The sequence below is a fragment of the Burkholderia sp. A9 genome (assembly GCF_000801975.1).
In genome coordinates, this window is the sequence record NZ_JSZN01000018.1 from 1 (window position 1) to 25,163 (window position 25,163).

Annotated in this window: 29 protein-coding genes; 22 read left to right on the forward strand and 7 right to left on the reverse strand. The window is 66.5% G+C overall.

Annotation, left to right across the window (positions count from 1 at the left end; all coding sequences use genetic code 11):
* Positions 1-121: 121 nt before the first annotated feature.
* Positions 122-373, reverse strand: a complete 252-nt coding sequence (locus PI86_RS10105; RefSeq protein WP_006398174.1) for an accessory factor UbiK family protein — start codon at positions 371-373, stop codon at positions 122-124.
* A 356-nt stretch (positions 374-729) separates the two neighbouring features.
* Between PI86_RS10105 and PI86_RS10110 the strand changes: the two genes are divergently transcribed.
* The 7 genes from PI86_RS10110 (at position 730) to ptsP (ending at position 8,153) form a co-directional block, all read left to right on the forward strand.
* The gene (locus PI86_RS10110) at positions 730-1,068 is read left to right on the forward strand and encodes a P-II family nitrogen regulator (protein WP_006398175.1); all 339 of its coding nucleotides are present in this window, start codon (positions 730-732) and stop codon (positions 1,066-1,068) included.
* A gap of 33 nt (positions 1,069-1,101) precedes the next feature.
* Positions 1,102-2,619: an ammonium transporter gene (locus PI86_RS10115; RefSeq protein ID WP_039321592.1), complete on the forward strand. Its 1,518-nt coding sequence runs from the start codon at positions 1,102-1,104 to the stop codon at positions 2,617-2,619.
* A gap of 242 nt (positions 2,620-2,861) precedes the next feature.
* Positions 2,862-4,151 carry a glutamate--cysteine ligase gene (gshA, locus tag PI86_RS10120; protein WP_039321594.1) on the forward strand — a complete coding sequence of 430 codons (1,290 nt, stop codon included), beginning with the start codon at positions 2,862-2,864 and terminating at the stop codon, positions 4,149-4,151.
* 25 nt (positions 4,152-4,176) lie between these two features.
* Positions 4,177-5,133: a glutathione synthase gene (gene gshB, locus PI86_RS10125; protein WP_039321596.1), complete on the forward strand. Its 957-nt coding sequence runs from the start codon at positions 4,177-4,179 to the stop codon at positions 5,131-5,133.
* 231 nt (positions 5,134-5,364) lie between these two features.
* A complete protein-coding gene (locus PI86_RS10130; RefSeq protein ID WP_014895946.1) occupies positions 5,365-5,835 on the forward strand; it encodes a PTS sugar transporter subunit IIA in 471 nt (156 codons plus the stop codon).
* Positions 5,836-5,909: 74 nt separating this feature from the next.
* Positions 5,910-6,179, forward strand: a complete 270-nt coding sequence (locus PI86_RS10135; RefSeq protein ID WP_014895947.1) for an HPr family phosphocarrier protein — start codon at positions 5,910-5,912, stop codon at positions 6,177-6,179.
* 201 nt (positions 6,180-6,380) lie between these two features.
* On the forward strand, positions 6,381-8,153 hold the full coding sequence (gene ptsP / locus PI86_RS10140; RefSeq protein WP_014895948.1) for a phosphoenolpyruvate--protein phosphotransferase: 1,773 nt from the start codon (positions 6,381-6,383) through the stop codon (positions 8,151-8,153).
* A 75-nt stretch (positions 8,154-8,228) separates the two neighbouring features.
* Here ptsP and PI86_RS10145 read toward each other — a convergent pair whose 3' ends face one another.
* From PI86_RS10145 to gpmA, 3 genes are all read right to left on the reverse strand, one after another.
* A complete protein-coding gene (locus tag PI86_RS10145) occupies positions 8,229-8,981 on the reverse strand; it encodes a HesA/MoeB/ThiF family protein (protein ID WP_014895949.1) in 753 nt (250 codons plus the stop codon).
* 112 nt (positions 8,982-9,093) lie between these two features.
* Entirely contained in the window at positions 9,094-10,629 is a 1,536-nt protein-coding gene (locus PI86_RS10150; protein WP_039321598.1) for a S41 family peptidase, read from the reverse strand.
* Between the two features lie 256 nt (positions 10,630-10,885).
* The gene (gpmA, locus tag PI86_RS10155) at positions 10,886-11,632 is read right to left on the reverse strand and encodes a 2,3-diphosphoglycerate-dependent phosphoglycerate mutase (protein ID WP_039321600.1); all 747 of its coding nucleotides are present in this window, start codon (positions 11,630-11,632) and stop codon (positions 10,886-10,888) included.
* A gap of 134 nt (positions 11,633-11,766) precedes the next feature.
* Here gpmA and PI86_RS10160 point away from each other — a divergent pair, with 134 nt between their 5' ends.
* The 5 genes from PI86_RS10160 (at position 11,767) to PI86_RS10180 (ending at position 14,697) form a co-directional block, all read left to right on the forward strand.
* Positions 11,767-12,189 (forward strand): rhodanese-like domain-containing protein, encoded by a 423-nt coding sequence (locus PI86_RS10160; protein ID WP_039321602.1) that lies wholly within the window; start codon positions 11,767-11,769, stop codon positions 12,187-12,189.
* Complete coding sequence (gene grxC / locus PI86_RS10165; protein WP_014895953.1) at positions 12,186-12,446, forward strand: glutaredoxin 3; 261 nt, start codon at positions 12,186-12,188, stop codon at positions 12,444-12,446. The genes PI86_RS10160 and grxC overlap by 4 nt, the downstream gene beginning before the upstream one ends.
* Positions 12,447-12,553: 107 nt before the next feature.
* Positions 12,554-13,036, forward strand: coding sequence for a protein-export chaperone SecB (gene secB / locus PI86_RS10170; protein WP_014895954.1), 483 nt, complete (start codon positions 12,554-12,556; stop codon positions 13,034-13,036).
* 26 nt (positions 13,037-13,062) lie between these two features.
* The gene (locus PI86_RS10175; RefSeq protein ID WP_039321605.1) at positions 13,063-14,061 is read left to right on the forward strand and encodes an NAD(P)H-dependent glycerol-3-phosphate dehydrogenase; all 999 of its coding nucleotides are present in this window, start codon (positions 13,063-13,065) and stop codon (positions 14,059-14,061) included.
* Positions 14,062-14,166: 105 nt separating this feature from the next.
* On the forward strand, positions 14,167-14,697 hold the full coding sequence (locus PI86_RS10180) for an O-acetyl-ADP-ribose deacetylase (RefSeq protein WP_039321607.1): 531 nt from the start codon (positions 14,167-14,169) through the stop codon (positions 14,695-14,697).
* 22 nt (positions 14,698-14,719) lie between these two features.
* Here PI86_RS10180 and trmL read toward each other — a convergent pair whose 3' ends face one another.
* A complete protein-coding gene (gene trmL / locus PI86_RS10185) occupies positions 14,720-15,190 on the reverse strand; it encodes a tRNA (uridine(34)/cytosine(34)/5-carboxymethylaminomethyluridine(34)-2'-O)-methyltransferase TrmL (RefSeq protein ID WP_014895957.1) in 471 nt (156 codons plus the stop codon).
* Between the two features lie 107 nt (positions 15,191-15,297).
* On the reverse strand, positions 15,298-16,110 hold the full coding sequence (locus PI86_RS10190; protein ID WP_039321609.1) for a ComF family protein: 813 nt from the start codon (positions 16,108-16,110) through the stop codon (positions 15,298-15,300).
* An 83-nt stretch (positions 16,111-16,193) separates the two neighbouring features.
* On the opposite strand from PI86_RS10190, the gene PI86_RS10195 reads away from it, so the two are divergent.
* The 8 genes from PI86_RS10195 (at position 16,194) to PI86_RS10230 (ending at position 23,266) form a co-directional block, all read left to right on the forward strand.
* Positions 16,194-17,159, forward strand: a complete 966-nt coding sequence (locus tag PI86_RS10195; protein ID WP_039321611.1) for a methyltransferase domain-containing protein — start codon at positions 16,194-16,196, stop codon at positions 17,157-17,159.
* A 195-nt stretch (positions 17,160-17,354) separates the two neighbouring features.
* Complete coding sequence (locus tag PI86_RS10200; RefSeq protein ID WP_051137960.1) at positions 17,355-17,879, forward strand: DUF2244 domain-containing protein; 525 nt, start codon at positions 17,355-17,357, stop codon at positions 17,877-17,879.
* 56 nt (positions 17,880-17,935) lie between these two features.
* The gene (gene coxB, locus PI86_RS10205; protein ID WP_039321613.1) at positions 17,936-19,531 is read left to right on the forward strand and encodes a cytochrome c oxidase subunit II; all 1,596 of its coding nucleotides are present in this window, start codon (positions 17,936-17,938) and stop codon (positions 19,529-19,531) included.
* Positions 19,532-19,574: 43 nt separating this feature from the next.
* Positions 19,575-21,182, forward strand: a complete 1,608-nt coding sequence (gene ctaD, locus PI86_RS10210) for a cytochrome c oxidase subunit I (RefSeq protein ID WP_014895962.1) — start codon at positions 19,575-19,577, stop codon at positions 21,180-21,182.
* Positions 21,183-21,262: 80 nt separating this feature from the next.
* Complete coding sequence (locus tag PI86_RS17465; RefSeq protein ID WP_006760728.1) at positions 21,263-21,403, forward strand: cytochrome oxidase small assembly protein; 141 nt, start codon at positions 21,263-21,265, stop codon at positions 21,401-21,403.
* A gap of 35 nt (positions 21,404-21,438) precedes the next feature.
* Entirely contained in the window at positions 21,439-22,047 is a 609-nt protein-coding gene (locus PI86_RS10220) for a cytochrome c oxidase assembly protein (protein WP_014895963.1), read from the forward strand.
* Positions 22,048-22,063: 16 nt separating this feature from the next.
* On the forward strand, positions 22,064-22,264 hold the full coding sequence (locus tag PI86_RS10225) for a DUF2970 domain-containing protein (protein ID WP_006760730.1): 201 nt from the start codon (positions 22,064-22,066) through the stop codon (positions 22,262-22,264).
* Positions 22,265-22,408: 144 nt separating this feature from the next.
* Entirely contained in the window at positions 22,409-23,266 is an 858-nt protein-coding gene (locus PI86_RS10230; RefSeq protein WP_014895964.1) for a cytochrome c oxidase subunit 3, read from the forward strand.
* A gap of 189 nt (positions 23,267-23,455) precedes the next feature.
* On the opposite strand, the gene PI86_RS10235 is transcribed toward PI86_RS10230, so the two are convergent.
* Positions 23,456-23,665, reverse strand: coding sequence for a twin transmembrane helix small protein (locus PI86_RS10235; RefSeq protein WP_014895965.1), 210 nt, complete (start codon positions 23,663-23,665; stop codon positions 23,456-23,458).
* 84 nt (positions 23,666-23,749) lie between these two features.
* On the opposite strand from PI86_RS10235, the gene PI86_RS10240 reads away from it, so the two are divergent.
* Positions 23,750-24,460 carry an SURF1 family protein gene (locus PI86_RS10240; protein ID WP_039321719.1) on the forward strand — a complete coding sequence of 237 codons (711 nt, stop codon included), beginning with the start codon at positions 23,750-23,752 and terminating at the stop codon, positions 24,458-24,460.
* Positions 24,461-24,520: 60 nt separating this feature from the next.
* A complete protein-coding gene (locus PI86_RS10245) occupies positions 24,521-25,147 on the forward strand; it encodes an SCO family protein (RefSeq protein WP_014895967.1) in 627 nt (208 codons plus the stop codon).
* Positions 25,148-25,163: the final 16 nt, after the last annotated feature.

The window sequence follows — 25,163 nt, forward strand, 5'->3', positions numbered from 1 at the left end:
GCGAGGAACGGCGAAGAGCGGGGGGACTGCGCGGGACGACGGAACGGCTGGCCGGCTTCGGGGTGACAGGCGCGGGCCGCACGAGGCGGCCCGCGCCCGGACCTGTCGGTCGGGTGGGGCGTCAGGCCTGGGACGCTGCGAGCTTCTGCTCGAGTTCCGCGACGCGCTTCTCGAGTTCCTCGAGACGCACGCGGGTGCGGGCGAGCACCTGCGCCTGCGTGTCGAACTCCTCGCGCGTGACGAGATCGAGTTTCGAGAAGCCTTGCGACAGCATGGCCTTCACGTTGCGCTCGACATCCTTCGCCGGCGAGTTTTTCAGCAGGTCGCTGACGCGCGACTGCAGGTCGTTGAAAACATCGCTGGGTTGCTTCATGTGATTCCCCTTCTTTGCACAAAAAATGTGCATCTTCAGTTGCGTACGTGCCCATGATGCACGCATGACCGGAAATGGTGCGCCCGTGGCGCGAAATCCGGGCATGGCGCCCGCATGGGTGAATGGCCCGGTGAGCCGGGACGTGCGTGCACTCTAGCAACGATCCTTTCGGTGCGCCAGCAAACCTGGCCCACGTTGGCCATTCGGCCGGGTTTCCCTACCTTTCAGCGCATCATGCGACCCCGCTTCCGAGCCGTTCGACGCGGCGCTCGAGCGAACATGGCATGCGAGTTGCTGAGGAGAGTCCGTTACAACATTCCAACCAATTCGACGGGACCACCCAGCGAGAGGACTTCATGAAACTCATTACCGCAATCATCAAGCCGTTCAAGCTCGATGAGACGCGCGAGGCGCTCTCCGCGCTCGGCGTCTCGGGCATCACGGTGACGGAAGTGAAAGGGTTCGGGCGGCAGAAGGGGCACACCGAACTGTACCGGGGCGCCGAATACGTGGTCGATTTCCTGCCGAAGATGAAGATCGAGGCGGCCGTGTCCGACGATCTCGTCGACCAGGCGGTCGAGGCGATCGAGCGGGCCGCACGCACCGGCAAGATCGGCGACGGGAAGATCTTCGTCACGCCGATCGAGCAGGTGATCCGGATCCGGACCGGGGAGACCGGCGCAGACGCGCTGTAACAGACCAAGACAAGCGACAAGAGGAAACCCGAGATGCGCAAACTTCTGATGTCCCTGCTGATGGCTGGCTCGCTGATCGCGGCTGGCGTCGGTCCCGCGCTCGCCGACGACGCGGCCTCCGCCGCGGCAGCGTCCGCGCCCGCCGCCACGGCGTCCGATGCATCGGCAGCCGCGGCTCCCGCCGCTTCGGCGCCGGCCGCCACCGACGCATCGGCACCTGCCGCTGCCGCCGCACCCGCTTCGGGCGCCGCCTCCGACGCATCAGCTGCCGCCGCCGCCTCGGCGCCGGCCGCACCCGCCGCGCCGACCGAGCCGTTCTCCGTCGATTCGTCGAAGATCAGCGCCGGCGACACCGCGTGGATGCTGACCTCCACCGCGCTGGTGCTGTTCATGACGATCCCCGGCCTCGCGCTGTTCTACGCGGGCATGGTCCGCAAGAAGAACGTGCTCGCGACCGTGATGCAGAGCTTCGCGATCACCGCAGTGATCACGGTGCTGTGGACGGTGGTCGGCTACAGCCTCGCGTTCACGCCGGGCAACGGCTTCATCGGCGGGCTGTCGCGCGCGTTCCTGCACGGCATGACCTACGTGAAGGGCGACAAGGCGACCACGCTGACCGTCAGCCATCTGGCGACGACGATTCCGGAGTCGGTCTACTTCGTCTACCAGATGACGTTCGCGATCATCACGCCGGCGCTGATCTGCGGCGCGTTTGCCGACCGGATGAAGTTCTCGGCGATGCTCGTGTTCATGACGCTCTGGTCGCTGATCGTCTATGTGCCGATCGCGCACATGGTGTGGGAGCCGACCGGTTGGCTGTCGACGGACGGCGTGCTCGACTTCGCGGGCGGCACCGTCGTGCACATCAACGCCGGTATCGCGGGCCTCGTGTCGTGCCTGATGCTCGGCAAGCGCGTCGGCTTCGGCCGTGAATCGATGGCGCCGCACAACCTCGTGCTGACGATGATCGGCGGCTCGATGCTGTGGGTCGGCTGGTTCGGCTTCAACGCGGGCTCCGCAGTCGCGGCCGACGGCCGTGCCGGTTTCGCGATGCTGACGACGCAAGTCGCGACGGCGTGCGCGGCGCTCGGCTGGATGTTCGCCGAGTGGCTCTCGCACGGCAAGCCGTCGGTGCTCGGCATCGTGTCGGGCGCGGTCGCGGGCCTCGTCGCGATCACGCCGGCCGCCGGCTTCGTCGGCGTGACCGGTGCACTCGTGATCGGCATCGCGGCCGGCGTCGTGTGCTTCTGGTCGGCGACGTGGCTCAAGTCGAAGCTCGGCTACGACGACTCGCTGGACGCGTTCGGCGTGCACGGCGTGGGCGGGATTCTCGGCGCGTTGCTGACGGGCGTGTTCGCGGTCAAGGACATCGGCGGCGCCGACGGCAGCCTGCTGCTGCAGGCGAAGGGCGTGCTGATCACGCTGGTGTACAGCGGCGTGCTGAGCTTCGTGCTGCTGAAGCTGATCGACCTGACGATCGGCCTGCGCGTGACCGAAGAAGAAGAGCGCGAAGGCCTCGACGTGGTGCTGCACGGCGAGCACGTCGAATAAGTCGTACGGATGACGGCGGGCTGCCGCGCAGACGGCGCCCGCCTGGAATGAGCGCAGCGATTTCAGCCCGTCCACCCACGGGCTTTTTTTTCTCCTGTCTCCTGCTGCCGTAGCGCATAACCCTTCGCTCTATCGGGTCAATAGCCGAAAACTTCCTCCAAATCCTTGTGAAGCCGGGAACAATCCCCAAATGGGCAAGGCAATTGCTCTACAATCTTCATTCTCCCGCTCGCGAGTGATTCATGGTTCCCCACCTCGTTACCGCGTTGAACGGTCCGCTGCTCGAACTCGAGCAGAAGATCCTCGACGCGACGCCTGCGATCGAACGCTGGTTCAGGCTCGAATGGCAGGAACACACCCCGCCGTTCTATTGTTCGGTGGACCTGCGCAACGCCGGCTTCAAGCTGGCGCCCGTCGACGCGAACCTGTTCCCCGGCGCGTTCAATAATCTGCCGTCCGAAGTGCTGCCGCTCGCCGTCCAGGCCGCGATGGCCGCGATCGAGAAGATCTGCCCGGACGCGAAGAACCTGCTCGTGATTCCCGAGCTGCCGACCCGCAACGCGTTCTACCTGGAAAACGTCGCGCGGCTCGCGACGATCATGCGCCAGGCCGGCCTGAACGTGCGCTTCGGCTCGCTCGACCCGAGCATCACCGACATGACGCCGATCACGCTGGCCGATGGCCAGAAGATCGTGCTCGAACCGCTCGAGCGTTCGCAGCGCCGCCTCGGCCTGAAGAATTTCGATCCGTGCTCGATCCTGCTGAACAACGACCTGTCGGCCGGGATTCCCGGCGTGCTGGAAAACCTGCACGAGCAGTACCTGCTGCCGCCGCTGCACGCGGGCTGGGCCGTGCGCCGCAAGTCGACGCACTTCTCGTGCTACGACGACGTCGCGAAGAAGTTCGCGAAGATGGTCGGCGTCGATCCGTGGATGGTGAATCCGTATTTCGCGCATGTCGAAGGCGTCGACTGGCAGGGGCATGAAGGCGAGCAGGCGCTCGCCGACGCGATCGACGGCGTGCTGAAGAAGATCGCGCGCAAGTACCGCGAATACGGGATCAGCGAAAAGCCGTACGTCGTCGTGAAGGCTGACGCCGGCACCGCCGGGCGCGGCGTGATGACCGTGCACGACGCGGCCGAGATCGGCCGCATGTCGAAGGCCGAGCGCGCGCAGATGGCCGAGTCGAAGGCCGGCCTCGCGGTGCGCGACGTGATCGTGCAGGAAGGCGTCTATACGTTCGAGCGGGTCGGCGACGAAGTCGCGGAGCCGGTCGTGTACATGATCGACCGCTACGTGGTCGGCGGCTTCTACCGCACGCACGGCGGCCGCGAGCGCGACCAGAACCTGAACGCGCCCGGCATGCACTACGTGCCGCTCGGCTTCGAACACACGGCGCTGCCGGATGCCGGCGCCAAGCCGGGCGCCGCGCCGCCGAACCGTTTCTACATGTATGGCGTCGTCGCGCGCCTGTCGCTGATCGCGTCGTCGATCGAACTGGAAAAGACCGATCCCGAAGCCATCCAGGTGTAACGGCTTCGCTACGTACAGGACCCGCATGGACATTCTCTTTATCGCCGACCCGCTCGAGCGCTTCAAGATCTACAAGGATTCGACCTACGCGATGATGGCGGAGGCCGCGCGGCGCGGGCATGCGGTGTACGCGTGCGAGCCGCGCCACCTCGCGTGGACGGGTTCTGCCGTCGAGGCCGATGTGCGCCGTATCACGATCGTCGGCGAGCTGGACGACCTGCATCGCGAGACCTGGTTCGACGCCGGTTCGGTCGACGCGCGCCGCCTCGAATCGTTCGACGCGGTGCTGATGCGCAAGGATCCGCCGTTCGACATGGAGTACGTGACGTCGACCTGGCTGCTCGAGCTGGCCGAGCGCGCCGGCGCGCGCGTGTTCAACAAGGCGCAGGCGATCCGCGATCATTCGGAGAAGCTCGCGATCGGCGAGTTTCCGCAGTTCGTCGCGCCGACGCTCGTCACGCGCGATGCGAAACGGCTGCGCGCATTTCACGCCGAGCACGGCGACGTGATCCTGAAGCCGCTCGACGGAATGGGCGGGATGGGCGTGTTCCGCGTGAAGCCGGACGGGATGAACCTCGGCTCGATCGTCGAGATGCTGAGCCACGACGGCACGCGCTCGGTGATGGCGCAGAAATTCATTCCCGAGATCAAGGCCGGCGACAAGCGCATCCTGCTGATCGGCGGCGAGCCGGTGCCGTATTCGCTCGCGCGGATTCCGCAAGGCAGCGAGGTGCGCGGCAATCTCGCCGCGGGCGGGCTCGGCGTCGCACAGCCGCTGACGCCGCGCGACCGCGAGATCGCCGAGACGCTCGGGCCGGTGCTCGCCGCGCGCGGGCTGCTGCTGGTCGGGCTCGACGCGATCGGCGACTGGCTGACCGAGGTGAACGTGACGAGCCCGACGTGCTTCCGCGAAATCATGGAGCAGACCGGCTTCGATGTCGCCGCGATGTTCATCGACGCGCTGGAGCGGGCGGCCGCGTAGCCCGCTTCCCGCGCAACCCCGGCGGCGGCCGCGCAGGTCCCCCGTCGCCGGAGCGGTTCGACCGGCCTGCTACAATGCCCGCTTGCCCGGTGCCGCGACCAGCGCGCCGAAGGCCCGGCGGTCGGGCCGAAACCGTTGCAAGGCTGAACATGAAACGCTTCCCTCACTCGCTATGCTCGTTGCTCCGCCGCGGGGCGTCGGCCCGCCAAGGGCGGCCGGGAGCGATCTGACATGGCCGGGATTCTGATCATCGCGCACGCCCCGCTCGCCACTGCGCTGCGGGACTGCATCGCGCACATCTACGGCGGCGTGCCCGCGCGCATCGGCTGTATCGACGTGCTGGCGGACAGCGACCCTACCCAGGTGATGGCGTTCGCGCACGCGGAACTCGCGCGGCTCAGGGAAGAAAACGGTGTCGTCGTGCTGACCGACATGTACGGCGCAACCCCCGCGAACATCGCGGGCCAGCTCGCGAAGCTCGAGAACGTGCGCGTGCTGGCCGGCGTGAACCTGCCGATGCTGGTGCGGGCCGTCTGCTACCGTACCGTGCCGCTCGACAAACTCGTCGACAAGGCGCTGTCCGGCGGCGCGAAGGGCGTCCATGAGGTGTCGGCCGGTACGCCGCCGCCGCCGACGGAAACCGGCTGCGGCCAATGCGCGCCGATTCCGCCCGAGCCGCAACCGCGCACCGAATCGCACTGACCGTCCCGCTTTCCGTTTTAGACCGACCCGCCGACGCACGTCGCCGACGGCCTCGACCGACCCGACCGAGAACCATGCTTCAACAAGAAACCACCATCGTCAACAAATTGGGGCTCCATGCACGCGCATCGGCCAAGCTTACGCAACTGGCCGGCAACTTCCAGTCGGAAGTCTGGATGACGCGCAACGGGCGCAAGATCAACGCGAAGAGCATCATGGGTGTGATGATGCTCGCGGCGGGCATCGGCAGTAGCGTGACGATCGAGACCGAAGGTCCCGACGAACACGAAGCGATGGACGCGCTGCTCAAGCTGATCGCGGACAAGTTCGGCGAAGGTCAGTGATCCCCGAGCGGGATCGTTGCCGTTTCGAAGCAGAATGCCGCGTTTTTCGCGGCATTTTTTTCGTCTGAAGCATTGATGCGAAAAGCGCAATGCTGCGCTGCACGCAGTCAGCAGGGAGTCGCGGAATTTATAATCGCTAACCGGGGTCATAAGCGCATCGCAGCAGTGTGCCGCGGCTTTACATGTACAGAGGAGGTGCGCGTGTCCTTCACGCTGCATGGTATTCCCGTCTCACGTGGTATCGCGATCGGGCGAGCGTACCTGATCGCGCCGGCGGCGCTCGACGTCGCCCATTACCTGGTCGAGGCGGACCAGATCGACGCCGAGATCGAGCGTTTCAGTACGGCGCGCGAGGTCGTGCATCGCGAACTCGAGGCGCTGCGCGCCGACCTGACCGACGACACCCCGACCGAAGTGGGTGCGTTCATCGACGTGCACGCAATGATCCTGAGCGACGCGATGCTCGTGCAGGAAACCATCGACCTGGTCCGCACGCGGCGCTACAACGTCGAATGGGCGCTGACCGAGCAGCTCGAACTGCTCACGCGCCATTTCGACGACATCGAGGATGAATACCTGCGCGAGCGCAAGGCCGACATCGAACAGGTGGTCGAGCGCGTGCTGAAGGCGCTTGCCGGCGCGCCGTCCGCGTCGCAGGCGCTCGGTCGCGCGGCCGCGCACGGCCAGAACGAGATGATCGTCGTCGCGCACGACATCGCGCCGGCCGACATGATGCAGTTCAAGTCGCAGTCGTTCCAGGCGTTCGTCACCGATCTCGGCGGACGCACATCGCACACGGCGATCGTCGCGCGCAGCCTCGGCATTCCGGCCGCGGTCGGCGTTCAGCATGCGAGCGCGCTGATCCGCCAGGACGACCTGATCATCGTCGACGGTGACCAGGGGATCGTGATCGTCGATCCGGCGCCGATCGTCCTCGAGGAATATTCGTACCGCCAGTCCGAGAAACTGCTCGAGCAACGCAAGCTGCAGCGCCTGAAGTTCTCGCCGACGCAAACGATGTGCGGCACCAAGATCGAGCTGTACGCGAACATCGAGCTGCCCGACGACGCGAAGGCGGCGGTCGAGGCCGGCGCGGTCGGCGTCGGGCTGTTCCGCTCCGAGTTCCTGTTCATGCATCAGAAGGAGATGCCGGAGGAGGAGGAGCAGTTCGCCGCGTACAAGCGCGCGGTCGAATGGATGAAGGGCATGCCGGTGACGATCCGCACGATCGACGTCGGCGCGGACAAGCCGCTCGAGGCACTCGACGAGGGCTACGAGACGGCGCCGAACCCGGCGCTCGGCCTGCGTGCGATTCGCTGGAGCCTGTCCGAGCCGCAGATGTTCCTCACGCAGTTGCGTGCGATCCTGCGCGCGTCCGCGTTCGGGCAGGTGAAGATCCTGATCCCGATGCTCGCGCACGCGCAGGAGATCGACCAGACGCTCGACCTGATTCGCGAGGCGAAGCGCCAGCTCGACGACGCGGGGCTCGCGTACGACCCGAATGTCCGCATCGGCGCGATGATCGAGATTCCGGCCGCGGCGATCGCGCTGCCGCTGTTCCTGAAGCGTTTCGATTTCCTGTCGATCGGCACGAACGACCTGATCCAGTACACGCTCGCGATCGACCGCGCGGACAACGCGGTCGCGCACCTGTACGACCCGCTGCATCCGGCGGTGCTGCACCTGATCTCGTACACGCTGCGCGAGGCGAAGCGCGCGGGCGTGTCGGTATCGGTGTGCGGGGAGATGGCGGGCGATCCGGCGCTCACGCGCCTCTTGCTCGGGATGGGGCTCACCGAGTTCTCGATGCACCCGAGCCAGTTGCTGGTCGTGAAGCAGGAGATCTTGCGCGCGCACCTGAAGGCGCTCGAGAAGCCGACGGCCGACGTGCTCGCCGCGTTCGAGCCGGAGGAAGTGCAGGCGGCGCTCAAGCGCCTGTCGGTCGCGGAGCCGCGCGCGGACGCCGCGGCCTAGGCGGCCGCGTCCAGAAACGCTCGCGAACGTAGCGAAATGTCACGCATGCGCCGCTCGGCGCATGCATCCAGCGCGTCAGTGCCGGCCCGCGCACACGGGGCAGTCGGCCTGGCGCGCGATCTTCATCGTCGTCCATTCCATCCGCAGCGAATCGAGCATCATCAGCCGCCCGTTGAGCGTCGTGCCGATCGCGCCGATCACGCGCAGCGCCTCGGCGGCCTGCATCGCGCCGATGATCCCGACCGTCGGCGCGAACACGCCCATCGTCGCGCACGCGACTTCCTCGAACGGCTGGTCTTCCGGGAACACGCACGCGTAGCAGGGCGCAGCCGGGTCGCGGAAGTCGAACGTGCTGATCTGGCCGTCGAAGCGCAAGGCGGCACCCGATACGAGCGGCACGCCGTGCGCGACGCACGCGCGGTTGATCGCATGGCGCGTCGCGAAGTTGTCGGTGCAGTCGAGCACGACGCTCGCGCGCGGCACGTGTTCGTCGAGCCATGCATCGTCGACGCGCGCCGCGACCGCATGCACCGTCACTTCTGGGTTCAGCTGCGCGAGCGTGTCGCGCCCCGATTCGACCTTGCTGCGGCCGACCGATGCCGTCACGTGCAGGATCTGCCGCTGCAGGTTCGTGAGGTCGACCGTGTCGGCGTCGACGAGCGTGATCGTGCCGACCCCGGACGCCGCGAGATACATCGCGGCCGGCGAGCCGAGACCGCCGGCGCCGACGACGATCGCATGCGCGTCGAGGAAGCGCTGCTGCGCCTCGATGCCGATTTCGTCGACGAGGATGTGGCGGGAGTAGCGAAGGAGTTGATCGTCGTTCATGGGGAAGTCTCGGGCGAGGCGAACGAGCCTGCGTATCGGTTTATTCTAGGCCCGCATGAAAAACGGGCCATCGCGGTCTTCCCGCGATGGCCCGTCGGATGCCGGCCGGCGCTTACTGCGGCGCCGACGCGGCCTTCGGTGCGGCCGGCTTCGACGCTTTCGCGCCGGACGTGGCCTTGCTGGCCGGGGTCTTCGCCGTGCTCTCGGCGAGCAGCGACTTCGATTCCTGCACCGGCTTGCCTTCGAGCTTGTTGAGCGCCTGCTGCATCATGAAGTCGTCGGCGCTGCCGAACTCGATCGGCTTGCGATCGCGGTCCTTCTGGCGTTGCTCCGGCGTCTTCTTGTCGTTCTGCTCTTCGAGGATGCGCAGCTGATCCATCCGGCGCTGCTCGCGATCTTCCTGTTCCTTCTTCTCGTTCGGGTCCTGCGTGTTCGCGAGGTGGTTCGTGTAGTCGACCTCGCGCGTCACGAGCACGTCGTCCGGATCGCCGTCCGCGTACTGATCGACCGGCACGTCGGGCGTGATGCCCTTGTTCTGGATCGAACGGCCGCTCGGCGTGTAGTAGTACGCGGTCGTCAGGCGCAGCGCGGTGTCGGCCGTCATCGGACGGACCGTCTGCACCGAGCCCTTGCCGAACGTCGTCTTGCCCATGATCTGCGCGCGCTTCGAATCCTGCAGTGCGCCAGCGACGATTTCCGACGCGGACGCCGAATACGCGTTCGTCAGCACGATCATCGGCACGGTCTTGAAGACCGGCGGCAGGCCCTTCAGCGGATCGCCGTCGAAGGACGGCAGGCGGTAGTTGTCGTAGGTGTCGCGGTAGACCTGCTTCGAATCCGGGATCTGGCCGTTGGTCGAGACAACGACGGAGTCGGGCGGCAGGAACGCGCCGGCGACGCCGACCGCGCTCTGCAGCAGGCCGCCGCCGTTGTTGCGCAGGTCGACGATCAGGCCCTTCAGGTTCGGCTGCTGGCGTGCGATGTCCTGCAGCTTCGCGGCGAGATCGGGCGTCGTGCGCTCCTGGAAGCTTGTGATCCGGATGTACGCGTAGCCTGGGTCGAGCAGCTTCATCTTCACGCTCTGGACCTTGATGATCGCGCGCGTGACCGTGACCGGGAACGTGCGATCGTCGCTCTTGCGGAAGATCGTCAGCGTGACTTTGGTGCCCGGCTCGCCGCGCATCTGCTTGACGGCCTTGTCGAGCGTCATGCCGCGCACCGGCTTGTCGTTGATGCGGGTGATCAGGTCGCCCGGACGGATGCCGGCGCGGAACGCAGGGGTGTCCTCGATCGGCGAAATCACCTTGACGAGGCCGTCTTCCTGCGAGATTTCGATGCCGAGACCCGCGAAGCGGCCCTTCGTCTGCTCCTGCAGCTCGTCATAGTCGGTCTTGTCGAGGAACGACGAGTGCGGGTCGAGGCTCGACACCATGCCCTTGATCGCCGCCGTCAGCAGCTTCTTGTCGTCGACCGGTTCGACGTACTCGCGCTTGATCTGGCCGAACACTTCCGCGAACAGGCGGAGCTGGTCGAGGGGAAGCGGCGCCGTGGCGGTCTGCTCGGCCGACGCCGAAATTTGCAGCGTGGCGAATACGCCCGTGGCGAGGCCCGCGGCAATCAGGCCGATGTTCTTCAATTTCATTCGCATAGAGAGTCTGGTGCGGTCGGGAAGCGCGTGGCGGTAGCGGGGATGTAGCGGACAAGTATAACTGTTCGCCCGATTACTCAGTGGAACGGTGCGAAATGGCCCCGGGGCCCGGGGTTCCGGCGGGGTGCCGCCGGACGCGCAGCGGATTCGAAAGCGGATTCGACAGCACCGGGGCCGCGAAGGTTCGCACCGCATGCCGCGCGCGGGGCGGGCCGGGCATGCCGCGCTGACGGCGGCCCGCCCGGCGTGACGGGCGTCAGCCCGCCTTGCCCTGCTTCGCGACGGCGGCCTGCGCCTGCGCGATCGCGTCCTGGTCGCCCAGGTAGTAGTGCTTGATCGGCTTCAGGTCCTCGTCGAGTTCATACACGAGCGGCACGCCGTTCGGGATGTTCAGGCCGACGATGTCGCTGTCCGAGATGCCGTCGAGGTACTTGATCAGCGCGCGCAGCGAGTTGCCGTGCGCGGCGATCAGCACCTGCTTGCCGGCGCGGACGGCCGGCGCGATCGATTCGTTCCACAGCGGCAGCACGCGCGCGACCGTGTCCTTCAGGCACTCGGTGAGCGGCAGCTGCTCGCGCGGCACCTTCGCGTAGCGCGGGTCGTTGAACGGCGCGCGTTCGTCGGTCGGCTCGAGCGCCGGCGGCGGCGTGTCGTAGCTGCGGCGCCACACGAGCACCTGGTCGTCGCCGAACTTGGCGGCCGTTTCCGCCTTGTTCAGGCCCGACAGCGCGCCGTAGTGGCGCTCGTTCAGGCGCCACGAGTGGACGACCGGCAGGTACATCTGGTCCATCCGGTCCTGCACGTGCCACAGCGTGCGGATCGCGCGCTTGAGCACCGACGTGTACGCGATGTCGAACGTGTAGCCGGCCTCCTTGAGCAATTCGCCGGCCTGGTAGGCCTCGTTGCGACCCTGTTCGGTCAGGTCGACGTCGACCCAGCCGGTGAAGCGGTTTTCCTTGTTCCACGTCGATTCGCCGTGGCGGATGAGAACGAGTTTGTACATGGATCTTGCGGTCGGTAGTGAGGGAAGCGGGGCGCGTCGCGCGGTACCCGGTCCGGGTCCGCCATCGCGCAAGACGGTTATTTTATAATGGCGGGATTGTCCTTTTCCGATTTCTCTTTTTCCGGCGGAATTCCGTGAAGTTCTTTACCGATTACACGAACCTGGCCCTTATCGCGATCCTGCTGGTTTCCGGCGGCCTGCTCGCATGGCCCGCCCTGCGCCGCGGCCGTGGCGGCCTGTCGGCCGCAGAGGCGACACAACTCATCAACCGCCGCAACGCGATCGTGATCGACGTGCGTGCCGCGTCCGACTTCGCCGCCGGCCACCTGCCGTCGGCACGCCAGGTCGCCGCCGGCGAGATCGGCGCGAAAATCGCGCAGGTCGCGAAGAACAAGAGCACGCCCGTGCTGCTCGTCTGCCAGAATGGCCAGCAGTCGCAGAAGGCGGCGCGCGAGGTCGAGGCGGCAGGCTATGCCGAGGTACATGTGCTCGAGGGCGGCGTGGCCGCCTGGCAGCAGGCCGGGATGCCGGTCGTCAAACAAGGAGCAGCGAAGTGAGCAAGGTTTTGATGTACAGCACGCAGGTGTGTCCGTATTGCATCCAGGCCGAGCGCCTGTTGAAGCTGCGCGGTGTCGAGCAGATCGAAAAGGTGCTGATCGACCGCGATCCGGCCCGCCGTGAGGAAATGATGGCGCGCACGGGCCGTCGCACGGTGCCGCAGATCTACATCGGCGACACGCACGTCGGCGGCTACGACGATCTGTCGAAGCTCGACCGCGAAGGCGGCCTCGCGCCGCTTCTGCAAGCAGCCTGATTAGGGCAGAATGGCCGCCGGCCGCGCCGCGGCTTGAGCGCGCAGGATTCAACCGAGGCGGCCGGCGTGAAGCCGGGCCGCCGCGTTACCACATTTAGGGAAACACCATGTCCGACGTCGAAAACCAACCGTTCTTCAACATCCAGCGCGTCTACCTGAAGGATATGTCGCTCGAGCAGCCGAATTCGCCGGCGATCTTCCTCGAGCAGGACATGCCGTCGGTTGAGGTCGAAGTCGACGTCAAGGCCGAGCGCCTCGCGGAGAGCGTGTTCGAGGTCGTCGTGTCGGGTACCGTCACCGCGAAGGTGAAGGACAAGGTTGCGTTCCTGATCGAAGCGAAGCAGGCCGGCATTTTTGACATTCGCAACATTCCCGACGAACAGCTCGACCCGCTCGTCGGCATCGCCTGCCCGACGATCCTGTTCCCGTACCTGCGCTCGAACATCGCCGACGCGATCACGCGTGCGGGCTTCCCGCCGATCCACCTGGCGGAAATCAACTTCCAGGCGCTGTACGAGCAGCGTCTCGCGCAGCTTCAGCAGCAGCAGGCCGGCGCAGCAGGCGCGCCGAACGGCACGACGCTGAACTGACGTTTCACTCCGGACCGGTGCTGGGTATGAAAGTAGCCGTTCTCGGCGCCGGTGCCTGGGGCACCGCGCTCGCGGGCCATCTGGCCGCGCGGCACGATACGCTTCTATGGGCGCGTGACGCCGCGCTGATCGCCGGGCTGCAGGCCCGGCACGAAAACGCTCGCTATCTGGACGGCATCGCGCTGCCCGATGCGCTGCGCTACGACGCCGATCTCGGCGCCGCGCTCGCGCACGGCGCCGCGGACGACGCACTGTGCGTGATCGCCGCGCCGGTGGCCGGGCTGCGCACGCTGTTCGGCGCGATGCGCGACGCGGGCTGCGTGCCCGCGCATGTCGTGTGGGTCTGCAAGGGCTTCGAGGCCGACACCCATCTGTTGCCGCACCAGGTGATCGCGACCGAGCTGCCCGGGCAGCACAGTAACGGCGTGCTGTCGGGGCCGAGCTTCGCCCGCGAGGTCGGGCTCGCGCTGCCCGTCGCGCTGACGGTCGCGAGCGCGTCCGCCGAATGCCGCGAGCGCACGCTCGCCGCGTTCCATCACGGCGCGATGCGGATCTATACCGGTGACGACGTGGTCGGCGTCGAGGTCGGCGGCGCGGTGAAGAACGTGCTGGCGATCGCGACCGGCATCGCCGACGGGCTCGGGCTCGGGCTGAACGCGCGTGCCGCGCTGGTCACGCGCGGACTCGCCGAAATGTCGCGGCTGGGCGTCGCGCTCGGCGGCCGCGCGGAAACCTTCACGGGGCTCACGGGCCTCGGCGACCTGATCCTTACCGCGACGGGCGACCTGTCGCGCAATCGCACGGTCGGTCTGCAACTGGCGGCAGGCCGCTCGCTGAACGACATCCTCGGCGCGCTCGGTCACGTGGCCGAAGGCGTGCGCTGTGCGCAGGCCGTGCTCGCGATCGCGCGCGCGCAATCGATCGAAATGCCGATTACCGAAGCCGTGTGCGGCGTGCTGTTCGACGGCGTTGCGCCGCGCGATGCGGTCAGCGGCCTGTTGCGGCGCGACGCGCGCGCCGAATGACACCGGCGAATCGCACCGGTTCTCGCGACCGGGCGCGCTCGCGCAAAGCGGGCGACGCGAAAGCGCACTACGCTTGAACAGTCTCCGGCGTTTCGGGAGGGTGTCATGCTGCAGATCGGTTCCACCACGTTCGACGCGCAAGTCGTCGACATCACGACGCTCGACGTCGACGCGATCGTCAACGCCGCGAACGGTTCGCTGCTCGGCGGCGGCGGGGTCGACGGCGCAATCCATCGCGCGGCCGGCCCGGGCCTCCTGGCCGAGTGCCGCACGCTCGGCGGCTGCGAGACCGGCGACGCGAAACTCACGCGCGGCCACGGGCTGCCGGCGCGATACGTGATTCATGCGGTCGGCCCGGTGTGGTACGGCGGCGGGCGCGGCGAGTCCGAGCTGCTCGCGTCGTGCTACCGGCGCGCGATCGAGCTGGCCGAGGAGGTGGCGGCGACGTCGATCGCGTTCCCCGCGATCAGCTGCGGCGTGTACCGCTATCCGGCCGACGAGGCCGTCGACATCGCGGTCGGTACGGTCGCCGAAATGCTGCCGCAGGCGCCGAACCTCGCGCGCGTGGTGTTCGCGTGCTTTTCGTCCGACATGTACGACCTGTATCGCGCGCGGCTCGCGCGCATCATCATCTAGTGGAAGTGGAGTCGGCCGCGCGTCATGCGCCGCCTTCGAAGCCGGCCTGGCGCCAGGCCTCGAACACGACCACGGCGACCGTGTTCGACAGGTTCAGGCTGCGGTTGCCCGGCTGCATCGGCAGGCGCACGCGCTGTTCGTTCGGGAAGCCCTCGAGCAGTTCGGCCGGCAGGCCGCGCGTCTCCGAGCCGAACACGAACCAGTCGCCCGGCACGAACGCGTGGTCGTGGAAGCGGCCCGAGCCGCGGGTCGTGAACGCGAACATCCGCGCGGGATCGGGCGCTTCGGCCGCGACGAACGCGTCCCAGTCGCGGTGCACGCGCATTTCCGCGTATTCGTGATAGTCGAGGCCCGCGCGGCGCATCTTCGCGTCGTCGAGCGGAAAGCCGAGCGGTTCGATCAGGTGCAGGCGCGCGCCGGTGTTGGCGCACAGGCGGATCACGTTGCCGGTGTTCGGCGGAATTTCGGGGGCGACGAGGACGACGTTGAACATGGTTGGGTCTGGCTGGGCCGGCCGGGGCGGAGCAACCTGCATTCCGTCCCGGCCGGCCGGTTCGTGATGGCCGGGGCCGCGTTCGGGCGGCCGGCCTCTCTATCTAATTAATCCCTGGCGGTGCGCAGCGCAACCAGATTCGTCACGCGCGCGGCACCCGCCGTCTTCAATGCATGCGCGGCCGCCGCGAGCGTCGCGCCGGACGTCATCACGTCGTCGACGAGCGCCACGTGGCGGCCGACGACGTCGCCCGCGACTGCGAACGCCGCCATGACGTTGTCGCGTCGCGCGCGCCGGTCGAGCCGCGACTGCGGCGCGGTTTCGGCCACGCGCGCGAGCAGCGCGGCGTCAGCACGGACGCCGAGCCGGCGCGCGAGCGGACGCGCGATCGCCCACGCCTGGTTGTAGCCGCGTGCGACGAGCCGTCCTTGCGACAGCGGCACCGGCGCGATCACGTCGAAGCCGCCTGCGCCGCGGATCTCGGCCGTGTCGTCGACCCGCTGCGCGAGCCGGGCCGCGAATTCCGCGCCGAGCGCGAGCCGCGCATGAAACTTCAGGCCGCGCGCGAGGCCGTCGAGCGGAGCACGGTAATCGGCGAGCGCGAGCGTCGCGTCGAACGGCGGCGGTGTCGCGCGGCACGTGTCGCACTGGTATGCGCATGCTGGTCCGGCGCTGGCGTGTCGGCCATCGGTGCCGCGCCGACGCTGCCGCCCGACACCCAGCGGCACCGCGCAGACATCGCAGCGCAGCCGCGCTTCATTCCAGTACGCGGCGTCGCAAGCGCCGCACATCACCTCATGTGACAAATTGCCGCACAGCGCGCATCGATTCGGTAGCGCGAGCGCGGCGACGTGCGCGGCCAGCGCGCGAACCTGCGACAAAACGACGCGCATCGGGCGCGGGGTGGAACTGCGATCCATCGCGAACACTCCTGGCGACCCCGCCTCGATGAAGGCTCCGAGGCGAGCGAGTATACTTCGGGCTCTTCGCCAGTGTGCCCGACATGTCCCCAGCTTCGACTTCAACCGGCCGTCCGGCCAATGACGCCCGGCGTTTGCGGCGGATCTTCGATCGCCGTGCCGCCGCGTTCGACGCGGTCGCGTTCCTGCCGCGCGAGATCGCGCAGCGGATGAACGAGCGCCTCGAATACATCAAGGTGAGCCCCACGGCCGTGCTCGATGCGGGCTGCGGCCCGGGCGACGACCTGCCGGCGCTGCGTGCGCGCTTTCCCGAAGCCCCGGTGTTCGGCGTCGACCTGTCCGGCGCGATGCTCGCGCGGGCAGGGCAGCGCGAGGTCGAGCAGGCGAGCTGGCGCCGCTGGCTGCCCGCGTCGCTCGGGCGTGCGTTGGGCCAACGCGGCCCGCGCGTCGCGCAGGCCGACTTCTCGGCGTTGCCGTTCGCGGCCGGCGCGTTCGACCTGATCTGGTCGAACCTCGCGCTGCACTGGCATTCGCGCCCCGACGCGGTGCTGCCGGAATGGCAGCGCGTGTTGCGCGTCAACGGCCTGCTGATGTTCAGCACGCTCGGCCCCGACACGCTGCGCGAGCTGCGCGCGGCCTGCGCGGACGCCGAAGCGGCGCTCGGCATTGCGCCGCCCGCCGCGCGCGTGATCGATTTCGTCGACATGCACGACCTCGGCGACATGCTCGTCGAGAGCGGCTTCGAGATTCCGGTGATGGACCAGGAAGTGCTCACCGTCACCTACAAGACCCCCGATTCCCTGCTGGCCGACGTGCGCCGCTGGGGCGCGTATCCGTTCGACCGCGCGGCACCGGAGCGCGCGACGCGGCGTTTTCGCGCGGCGCTCGACGACGCGCTGGAAGCGCGCCGGCGCGCGGACGGAACGATTCCGCTGACCTTCGAGGTGATCTACGGCCACGCGTGGAAGGCCGTGCCGCGCACGACTGCCGAGGGGCACGGGATCGTGCGCATCGAAGATATCGGAAAGGGACGTCCGAAGAATCGGTAAAGCGGTAAAGAGGGGTTTTGTTATGTCTGAAATTAGCGGTGCAAAGCGGGGTCGAATTAGCGCGAAAAACGGCCGGGAAGCTTGTCACGCTTGGCTCACCGGCCGATAGCCGCTTGCTTGTGGATGCCATTGAACCCGCCTATAATGCGTCAGCTTGTCGTCCTGGGGTCCCCGCAATACGGGGCGGCGAGTCCGATGCAGGCATGCATCGCATGCCATTCGCGTGAGGCGGCGATGGGAGCAGCGAGGGGTTCGGCGGAGACGACGAACGGCGAACCGGTTCTTGCGGACTGGCTGATGAAACGCAATTGTTCGGTGTCGCCGCGCCAGTTCGTGCTGTTTTACGCGTCGCTCGCGAGCTTCTCGCTGGTGATCGCGGCATTGCTGATGTGGCGGGGGGCTTGGCTCGTCATGCCCTTCACCGGAATCGAAGTGCTGGCGGTGGGCGTCGCGTTTGCGATCTATGCCCGTCATGCGGTCGATTACGAGCGCATCAGGCTGTTTCCGCATCGGCTCGTGATCGAGCGGATGGATGCGGAGCGGTTCACGCAGATCGAATTCAACCCGCGCTGGGTGCGGGTCGAGCCGGGGGCGACGCCACGCGATCCGATTCGACTGGTATCGCGCGGGCAGACCGTCGTAATCGGGCAGCATCTCGCGCAGCACAAGCGTGCGCAGTTCGCCGACGAACTGCGCGTGTCGCTCAGGCGCTGCGGCTGACGAGGCGCGGGCACCGGCCGAAACGGGCTGGCGGCTTGCGACGGGGGAGGGTTTGAATGGAAATTTTGGGTAAGGATGCTATGAAAACAATCAAGCGAGCCCTCACGGGCGTGCTGGCATGCAGCGGATTGCTCTTTGCCGGCGCTGCCCTGGCGGTCGGTGATAGCCCGGGCGGCCCCCGCGTCAACGAGATCAACTTTCAGCCGCCGGTCACGAAGATCGCCGAGGAGCTCTACGATCTCCACACGATGATGCTGATCCTGTGTACGGTGATCTTCGTCGGCGTGTTCGGCGTGATGTTCTATTCGATCTTCGCGCACCGCAAATCCAAAGGCCACAAGGCCGCCAATTTCCATGAAAGCACGACCGTCGAAATCATCTGGACGATCGTGCCGTTCATCATCGTCGTGCTGATGGCGCTGCCGGCCACGAAGGCCGTCGTCGCGATGAAGGACACGACCAACGCCGATCTCACGATCAAGGTCACCGGCTACCAGTGGAAGTGGGGCTACGACTACGTGAAGGGCCCGGGCGAGGGCATCGGTTTCCTGTCGACGCTCAGCACCCCGCGTGACGAAGTGATGGGCAAGAAGCCGATCACCGAGACGTACCTGCAGGAAGTCGACAACCCGCTCGTCGTGCCGGTCAACAAGAAGATCCGCATCATCACGACCGCGAACGACGTCGTTCACTCGTGGTACGTGCCCGCGTTCGGCGTGAAGCAGGATGCGATCCCCGGCTTCGTGCGCGATACGTGGTTCAAGGCCGACAAGGTCGGCACGTTCCGCGGCTTCTGTACCGAGCTGTGCGGCAAGGAACACGCGTTCATGCCGGTCGTGGTCGTTGTACTGTCGGAAGACGACTACGCGAAGTGGGTGACCGCGCAGAAGGCCAAGCTGGCCAGCGCAGCGGTCGATCCGAACAAGGTTTACACGATGGCCGAACTCGTCGCGCACGGCGAGGAAGTCTACAAGGCGAACTGCGCGGCCTGCCACCAGGTGAGCGGCAAGGGCCTCGGCGCCTTCCCGGCGATGGACGGCAGCCCGATCGTGAACGGCCCGATCGCCGGCCACGTCGAGCGCGTGCTGCACGGCAAGGGTGCCATGCCGTCGTGGGCGTCGCTGTCGGACCTCGACATCGCATCGGTCATCACTTACGAGCGCAACTCGTGGGGCAACCACAAGAACGATCTGCTGCAGCCGAAGCAAGTGGCTGACGCGCGCAACGGCAAGATGCCGGAAGACACGGCAGGCGCAGCGGCGCCGGCAGAAGCGGCTCCGGCGCAAGCCGCGTCGGGCGCAGCCGAGCAGCCGGCGGCAGCGTCGGCATCGGCCGCGGCTGCACTGTCGACGATCTACTTCGAGACGGGCAAGAGCGTGCTGCCGGCCGACGCGAAGGCAGCGATCGCCGCAGCAGCCGACTATGCGAAGGCACATCCGGACGCGAAGCTCGCGCTGTCGGGTTTCACCGACAAGACGGGCTCGGCCGACGCGAACGCCGAACTGGCCAAGCATCGTGCACAAGCCGTGCGCGACGCGCTGAAGGCAGCAGGCGTGGCGGAAGACCACATCATCATGAAAAAGCCGGAAACGATCACGGGCGGGGCTGACGCGAAGGAAGCCCGGCGGGTCGAGATCGGGCCGGCGGCTTGACGTGTCGCTGAGTTAGTCGACGTATTCGCATTAGGAGATTCTCATGTCTAGCATCGGGCACGACGTAGCCGCGGACCACGCGCACGACGACCACGCGCACGAAATGCCGCACGGCTGGCGTCGCTGGCTGTTCGCAACCAACCACAAGGACATCGGTACGCTGTACCTGCTGTTCTCGTTCATCATGTTCCTGTCGGGCGGCGTGATGGCACTCGGCATCCGTGCCGAGCTGTTCGAGCCGGGCCTGCAGATCATGCGTCCGGAGTTCTTCAACGAACTCACGACGATGCACGGCCTGATCATGGTGTTCGGCGCGATCATGCCGGCCTTCGTCGGCTTCGCGAACTGGATGATTCCGCTGCAGATCGGCGCGTCCGACATGGCGTTCGCGCGGATGAACAACTTCAGCTTCTGGCTGCTGCCGGTCGCGGCCGTGCTGCTGGTCGGTTCGTTCTTCGCGCCGGGCGGCGCGACGGCCGCCGGCTGGACGCTGTACGCACCGCTGTCGACGCAGATGGGCCCGGGCATGGACTTCGCGATCTTCGCGGTGCACATCATGGGCGCGTCGTCGATCATGGGCGGGATCAACATCGTCGTGACGATCCTGAACATGCGCGCACCGGGCATGACGCTGATGAAGATGCCGATGTTCGCATGGACCTGGCTGATCACCGCGTACCTGCTGATCGCCGTGATGCCGGTTCTGGCAGGAGCGATCACGATGGTGCTGTTCGACCGCCACTTCGGCACGTCGTTCTTCAACGCGGCAGGCGGCGGCGACCCGGTGATGTACCAGCACATCTTCTGGTTCTTCGGGCACCCCGAGGTGTACATCATGATTCTGCCGGCGTTCGGGATCGTGTCGCAGGTGATCCCGGCGTTCGCACGCAAGACGCTGTTCGGCTATAGCTCGATGGTGTACGCGACGGCTTCGATCGCGATCCTGTCGTTCATGGTCTGGGCGCACCACATGTTCGCAACGGGCATGCCGGTCACCGGTCAGCTGTTCTTCATGTACGCGACGATGCTGATCGCAGTGCCGACGGGCGTGAAGGTGTTCAACTGGCTCGCGACGATGTGGCGCGGTTCGATGACGTTCGAAACCCCGATGCTGTTCGCGATCGGCTTCCTGTTCGTGTTCACGTTCGGCGGTCTGACGGGCCTGATGCTGGCCATGGCGCCGCTCGACATCCAGTACCACGGCACTTACTTCGTGGTGGCGCACTTCCACTACGTGCTGGTGGCCGGGTCGCTGTTCGCGCTGTTCTCGGGCTGGTACTACTGGGCGCCGAAGTGGACGGGCTGGATGTACAACGAGACGCGCGGCAAGATCCACTTCTGGTCGTCGATGATCTTCTTCAACCTGACGTTCTTCCCGATGCACTTCGTTGGTCTCGCGGGCATGCCGCGCCGCTATGCGGACTACCCGGCGCAGTTCACGGACTTCAACCAGGTGGCGACGATCGGCGCATTCGGCTTCGGCCTCGCGCAGGTGTACTTCCTGTTCGCGGTCGCGCTGCCGGCCTACCGTGGCGGCGGCGAGCTGGAAAAGGCGTCGGACAAGCCGTGGGATGGCGCGACGGGCCTCGAGTGGACGGTGCCGAGCCCGGCTCCCTTCCACACGTTCGAGCAACCGCCGCACGTCGAATAAGTTTCACCGCGCGTTCCGCCGCTGCCTGCCGTGCAGGCAGGCGCGGCGGGCGCCGAATTGAAATTTCAGCGAAGTTTCAGATGAACCGGAATCCACAAGAAAGACGAACGCCCGAGCAGATCCGCGCGGGCAACAAGCGGCTCGGCCTCATCCTGCTCGTCATCGCCGCCGTTTTTTTTGTGGGTGTCGTGATCAAGCAGTGGTGGCTGTCCACTCACTGATGCAGTAACTGACGCAGTAGCGAGGAAGTAGTCGTATGTCGAAGCCGGAAGAGGGCGCCGTCGATCGCGCGTTCAATCGTTCGATGCTGGTGAAGCTCTTCGTCGTGGCCGGATTGATGTTCGGCTTCGGCTTCGCGCTGATTCCGATGTATCGCGCGATCTGCCAGATCACCGGCATCAACAACCTGGTGCAGCGCGATGTCAGCGAACGCGAGGTGAAGAACTCGCAGGTCGACACCAGTCGGACGGTGTCGGTCGAGTTCGATGCGAACGCGCGCGGGCCGCTCGGTTTCAAGCCGGAGCACAACAGCCTCGACGTGCATCCGGGCGAACTGACGACGATCGTGTACGACGTGACGAACGGGCAGGGCCGGCCGGTGGTGGCGCAGGCGATTCCAAGCTACGCGCCGAAGCAGGCGACGGAGTTCTTCAAGAAGATCGAGTGTTTTTGCTTCACGCAGCAGACGCTGGCCGCGCACGAGTCGCGCAAGATGCCGGTGGTGTTCGTGATCGATCCGAAACTGCCGAAGGACGTGAAGACGATCACGCTGTCGTACACGTTCTTCGAGCTGAATACGCCGGCCACGCCGGCGCCGGCACCGCGCAGTACGGCGGCGCAGGGCGCGGCGAAGCCGGACGCATGACGACGGAGACGGGGCGATGACGGAGACGAAGCGGAGCGGGTCGTTCGGCCAGGCGTTGCGAGCGGTGTTGTGGTCGTTCTTCGGCGTGCGCAAGCGACGCGACCTGGAGGCCGATGCGACGCAGCTCAATCCGCTGCACGTGCTGATCGTCGCGCTGATCGCGGCCGGCGTGTTCATCGGCGTGCTGATCCTGATCGTGCGTGCGGTGGTGGGCTGAGGGCCGAGGCCCGCGGCTGGAAAGAATGCAGTGCGTAGCGCCCCGGCGCTGCGTGCGGGAAAGAGCGGCGGCGGTCGCGCCGCGCAAGAAATAAAGCCGGAGCGGTTTCCGGTACACAAATTGGACTGAAGTGGAGAATCAAGCATGAGCGGTCAAAACCAGACCCCGTACTATTTCGTGCCGCATCCGTCGCAGCATCCGATCAGCGCGGCCGTCGGCCTGCTGGTCATGCTCGGATCGGTGGCGCTGTGGATCAACGGTCACGACTGGGCTCCGTACACGGCGCTGCTTGGCCTGCTGTGGTTGCTCTTCACGCTGTATCACTGGTTCGGCGACGCGATCGCCGAGTCGGAAGGCGGTCATTACGGCAAGAACGTCGACAAGTCGTACCGCTGGAGCATGAGCTGGTTCATCTTCTCGGAAGTCATGTTCTTCGGTGCGTTCTTCGGCGCGCTGTTCTATGCGCGTGAAATCGCGCTGCACCAGCTCGGCAGCCTCGACTACAAGCTGATCTGGCCGGATTTCTCCGCCGTGTGGCCGAACGAAGGCCCCGCCGCGCTTGCCGGTCACTTCAAGACGATGGGCCCGTGGCCGATTCCGACGCTGAACACGGCATTCCTGCTGTCCTCGGGCGTGACGCTGACGATCTCGCACCACGCACTGCGCGACGATCATCGCAAGAAGGCAATCGCCTGGCTGGCCGCGACGCTCTTGTTCGGTATCTGCTTCCTGTTCCTGCAGGGCTTCGAGTACTACCACGCGTACAACGAACTGAACCTGACGCTGAACTCCGGCGTGTACGGCTCGACGTTCTTCCTGCTGACGGGCTTCCACGGTTTCCACGTGTTCCTCGGCGGCACGATGCTCGCGGTGGTGCTGGTGCGGATGATCCGCGGCCACTTCAAGCCCGATCACCACTTCGCATTCGAAGGCGCCGCGTGGTACTGGCACTTCGTCGACGTCGTCTGGCTCGGCCTGTACGTCGTCGTCTACTGGCTGTAAATGGAACAACGGCCCGCGCAGCGATGCGCGGGCCGTTTTCATTGGCGGGGACGGGGCAGCAGCGTGCTGCTTGCGGTCAACGCCACCTCGGCGCCGCCGCGACTCAGTCAGGCGGCGCTTTTGCTTGGTGGCGCCGCAGTGCGGCGATATGTCACAGCGGCTGCCGCGGCGACGGCTGCCGCGAATGCATCAACGTCCGATCGGCAGGCCGGTCGAATGGATCCAGCCCATCCAGTTCGCGAACAGGATGAACAGGAACAGCGTGACCGACAGCCCGACGCGGGTGGCAAGCGACCACACCATGCGTTTCGTATGACCGCGGTCGTGCATCATGAAGTAGAGCGCCGAGCCCATGCTGGCGATGATGAGGACGAAGGCGATGGGAACGAGGATGTGCATGACACGAACCGGACGACGGCAATTCGAAAGGAAGAGGATAATTATCGCACTTCGCTTTCGCGCATGCGCCTCGCGGGTGGCGCGATGAAGATCCGCTGGTTGCCTGCGCTGCTGATTCTCGTCGTGGTCGCGGTCACGATACGCCTCGGTTTCTGGCAGCGCGACCGCGCGCATCAGAAGGAAGCGCTGCAGGCGAGCGTCGTGCGCTACGAGCATGCGGCGCCCGTCGACGTCGGCGCGCAGCCGATGCCGCTTGCGTCGATCGAGTTTCACCGCGTGCGGGCCAAGGGTCGCTTCATACCGGAGCAAGTGGTGTTCCTCGACAATCGGCCGTATAACGACCAGCCGGGTTTTTACGTCGTGATGCCGTTTAAACTCACGGGCGGCGGCGTCGTGCTGGTGAACCGCGGCTGGCTGCCGCGCAACATCGCCGATCGCACGGCGATCGAGCCGTTCCCGACGCCCGACGGCGACATCGAGATCGAGGGCATCGCGCGTGCCGACGCGTCGCGCGCATTCGAGCTCGGCGAAGGTGGCTCGGCTGCGCACCAGAAGATCCGGCAGAACCTGGACGTCGCTGCGTATGCGAAGGAAACGGGGTTGCCGCTGCAGCCGTTCGTGATCCAGCAGACGAGCGACGACGGCGACAAGCTCGTGCGCGACTGGCCGGCGGCGACGACCGGCGTGGAGCGCAATTACGGTTACATGTTTCAGTGGTGGGGCATGGCTGCGGCCGCGCTCGGTTTCGGCCTGTACGCCGCGCGGCGTGCGGCGAAGAAGTCGGCCGGCGCGTGAGCGCCATGCCCGGACGCGGCGGCAGCGCCGCGGGTTCGTTTCGAGAGGTCTGATTTGTCCATGCAATCTTCCCGTCAGGGTCCGGCCGCTGCGCCGATCTCGCCGGCGGCCCGCAAGCGCGGCCGCTGGATGCTCGTGCTGCTGGGTCTCGTGTGCGCAGCACCGATGATCGCGTCGTACTTCACCTATTACGTGATCAAGCCGAAGGGCGGCTCGACCAACTACGGCACGCTGATCGAGCCGCAGCGCCCGATCCCGGCCGATCTGCAGGTCACCGACGAAACCGGCAAGACCGTGCCGCTGGCGTCGCTGCGCGGTGTGTGGCTGTTCGTGATGACCGACCGCAGCGCATGCGACGACGCATGTGCGCAAAAGCTCTATTTCATGCGCCAGATCCGCGTCACGCAGGCGGGCGAGCGGCACCGGATCACGATGGTGTGGCTGCGCAGCGATGCGGGCGCGGTGCCGCCGAAGGTGCTGGAAGCCTATCCCGACACGCGCCGGCTGGTCGCCGATCCGGCCGCGGTCGCCGCGTGGCTGCCGGCCGACACCGGCACGCAGGACCGCGACCACATCTACATGGTCGATCCGAACGGCAACCTGATGATGCGTTTCCCGAAGGACCCGAACCCCAGCAAGATCAAGGCGGACGTCACGAAGCTGCTGAAGTGGTCGAGCATCGGCTAAGGCGAGACTACGAGGC

Excerpts from the sequence above, each read along its gene's own strand:
- PI86_RS10105 (WP_006398174.1), bottom strand. The coding sequence starts at position 373 with ATGAAGCAACCCAGCGATGTTTTCAACGACCTGCAGTCGCGCGTCAGC.
- PI86_RS10110 (WP_006398175.1), top strand. The coding sequence starts at position 730 with ATGAAACTCATTACCGCAATCATCAAGCCGTTCAAGCTCGATGAGACG.
- PI86_RS10115 (WP_039321592.1), top strand. The coding sequence starts at position 1,102 with ATGCGCAAACTTCTGATGTCCCTGCTGATGGCTGGCTCGCTGATCGCG.
- gshA (WP_039321594.1), top strand. The coding sequence starts at position 2,862 with ATGGTTCCCCACCTCGTTACCGCGTTGAACGGTCCGCTGCTCGAACTC.
- gshB (WP_039321596.1), top strand. The coding sequence starts at position 4,177 with ATGGACATTCTCTTTATCGCCGACCCGCTCGAGCGCTTCAAGATCTAC.
- PI86_RS10130 (WP_014895946.1), top strand. The coding sequence starts at position 5,365 with ATGGCCGGGATTCTGATCATCGCGCACGCCCCGCTCGCCACTGCGCTG.
- PI86_RS10135 (WP_014895947.1), top strand. The coding sequence starts at position 5,910 with ATGCTTCAACAAGAAACCACCATCGTCAACAAATTGGGGCTCCATGCA.
- PI86_RS10145 (WP_014895949.1), bottom strand. The coding sequence starts at position 8,981 with ATGAACGACGATCAACTCCTTCGCTACTCCCGCCACATCCTCGTCGAC.
- PI86_RS10150 (WP_039321598.1), bottom strand. The coding sequence starts at position 10,629 with ATGCGAATGAAATTGAAGAACATCGGCCTGATTGCCGCGGGCCTCGCC.
- gpmA (WP_039321600.1), bottom strand. The coding sequence starts at position 11,632 with ATGTACAAACTCGTTCTCATCCGCCACGGCGAATCGACGTGGAACAAG.
- secB (WP_014895954.1), top strand. The coding sequence starts at position 12,554 with ATGTCCGACGTCGAAAACCAACCGTTCTTCAACATCCAGCGCGTCTAC.
- PI86_RS10175 (WP_039321605.1), top strand. The coding sequence starts at position 13,063 with ATGAAAGTAGCCGTTCTCGGCGCCGGTGCCTGGGGCACCGCGCTCGCG.
- PI86_RS10180 (WP_039321607.1), top strand. The coding sequence starts at position 14,167 with ATGCTGCAGATCGGTTCCACCACGTTCGACGCGCAAGTCGTCGACATC.
- trmL (WP_014895957.1), bottom strand. The coding sequence starts at position 15,190 with ATGTTCAACGTCGTCCTCGTCGCCCCCGAAATTCCGCCGAACACCGGC.
- PI86_RS10190 (WP_039321609.1), bottom strand. The coding sequence starts at position 16,110 with ATGGATCGCAGTTCCACCCCGCGCCCGATGCGCGTCGTTTTGTCGCAG.
- PI86_RS10195 (WP_039321611.1), top strand. The coding sequence starts at position 16,194 with ATGTCCCCAGCTTCGACTTCAACCGGCCGTCCGGCCAATGACGCCCGG.
- PI86_RS10200 (WP_051137960.1), top strand. The coding sequence starts at position 17,355 with ATGCAGGCATGCATCGCATGCCATTCGCGTGAGGCGGCGATGGGAGCA.
- coxB (WP_039321613.1), top strand. The coding sequence starts at position 17,936 with ATGGAAATTTTGGGTAAGGATGCTATGAAAACAATCAAGCGAGCCCTC.
- ctaD (WP_014895962.1), top strand. The coding sequence starts at position 19,575 with ATGTCTAGCATCGGGCACGACGTAGCCGCGGACCACGCGCACGACGAC.
- PI86_RS17465 (WP_006760728.1), top strand. The coding sequence starts at position 21,263 with ATGAACCGGAATCCACAAGAAAGACGAACGCCCGAGCAGATCCGCGCG.
- PI86_RS10220 (WP_014895963.1), top strand. The coding sequence starts at position 21,439 with ATGTCGAAGCCGGAAGAGGGCGCCGTCGATCGCGCGTTCAATCGTTCG.
- PI86_RS10225 (WP_006760730.1), top strand. The coding sequence starts at position 22,064 with ATGACGGAGACGAAGCGGAGCGGGTCGTTCGGCCAGGCGTTGCGAGCG.
- PI86_RS10230 (WP_014895964.1), top strand. The coding sequence starts at position 22,409 with ATGAGCGGTCAAAACCAGACCCCGTACTATTTCGTGCCGCATCCGTCG.
- PI86_RS10235 (WP_014895965.1), bottom strand. The coding sequence starts at position 23,665 with ATGCACATCCTCGTTCCCATCGCCTTCGTCCTCATCATCGCCAGCATG.
- PI86_RS10240 (WP_039321719.1), top strand. The coding sequence starts at position 23,750 with ATGAAGATCCGCTGGTTGCCTGCGCTGCTGATTCTCGTCGTGGTCGCG.
- PI86_RS10245 (WP_014895967.1), top strand. The coding sequence starts at position 24,521 with ATGCAATCTTCCCGTCAGGGTCCGGCCGCTGCGCCGATCTCGCCGGCG.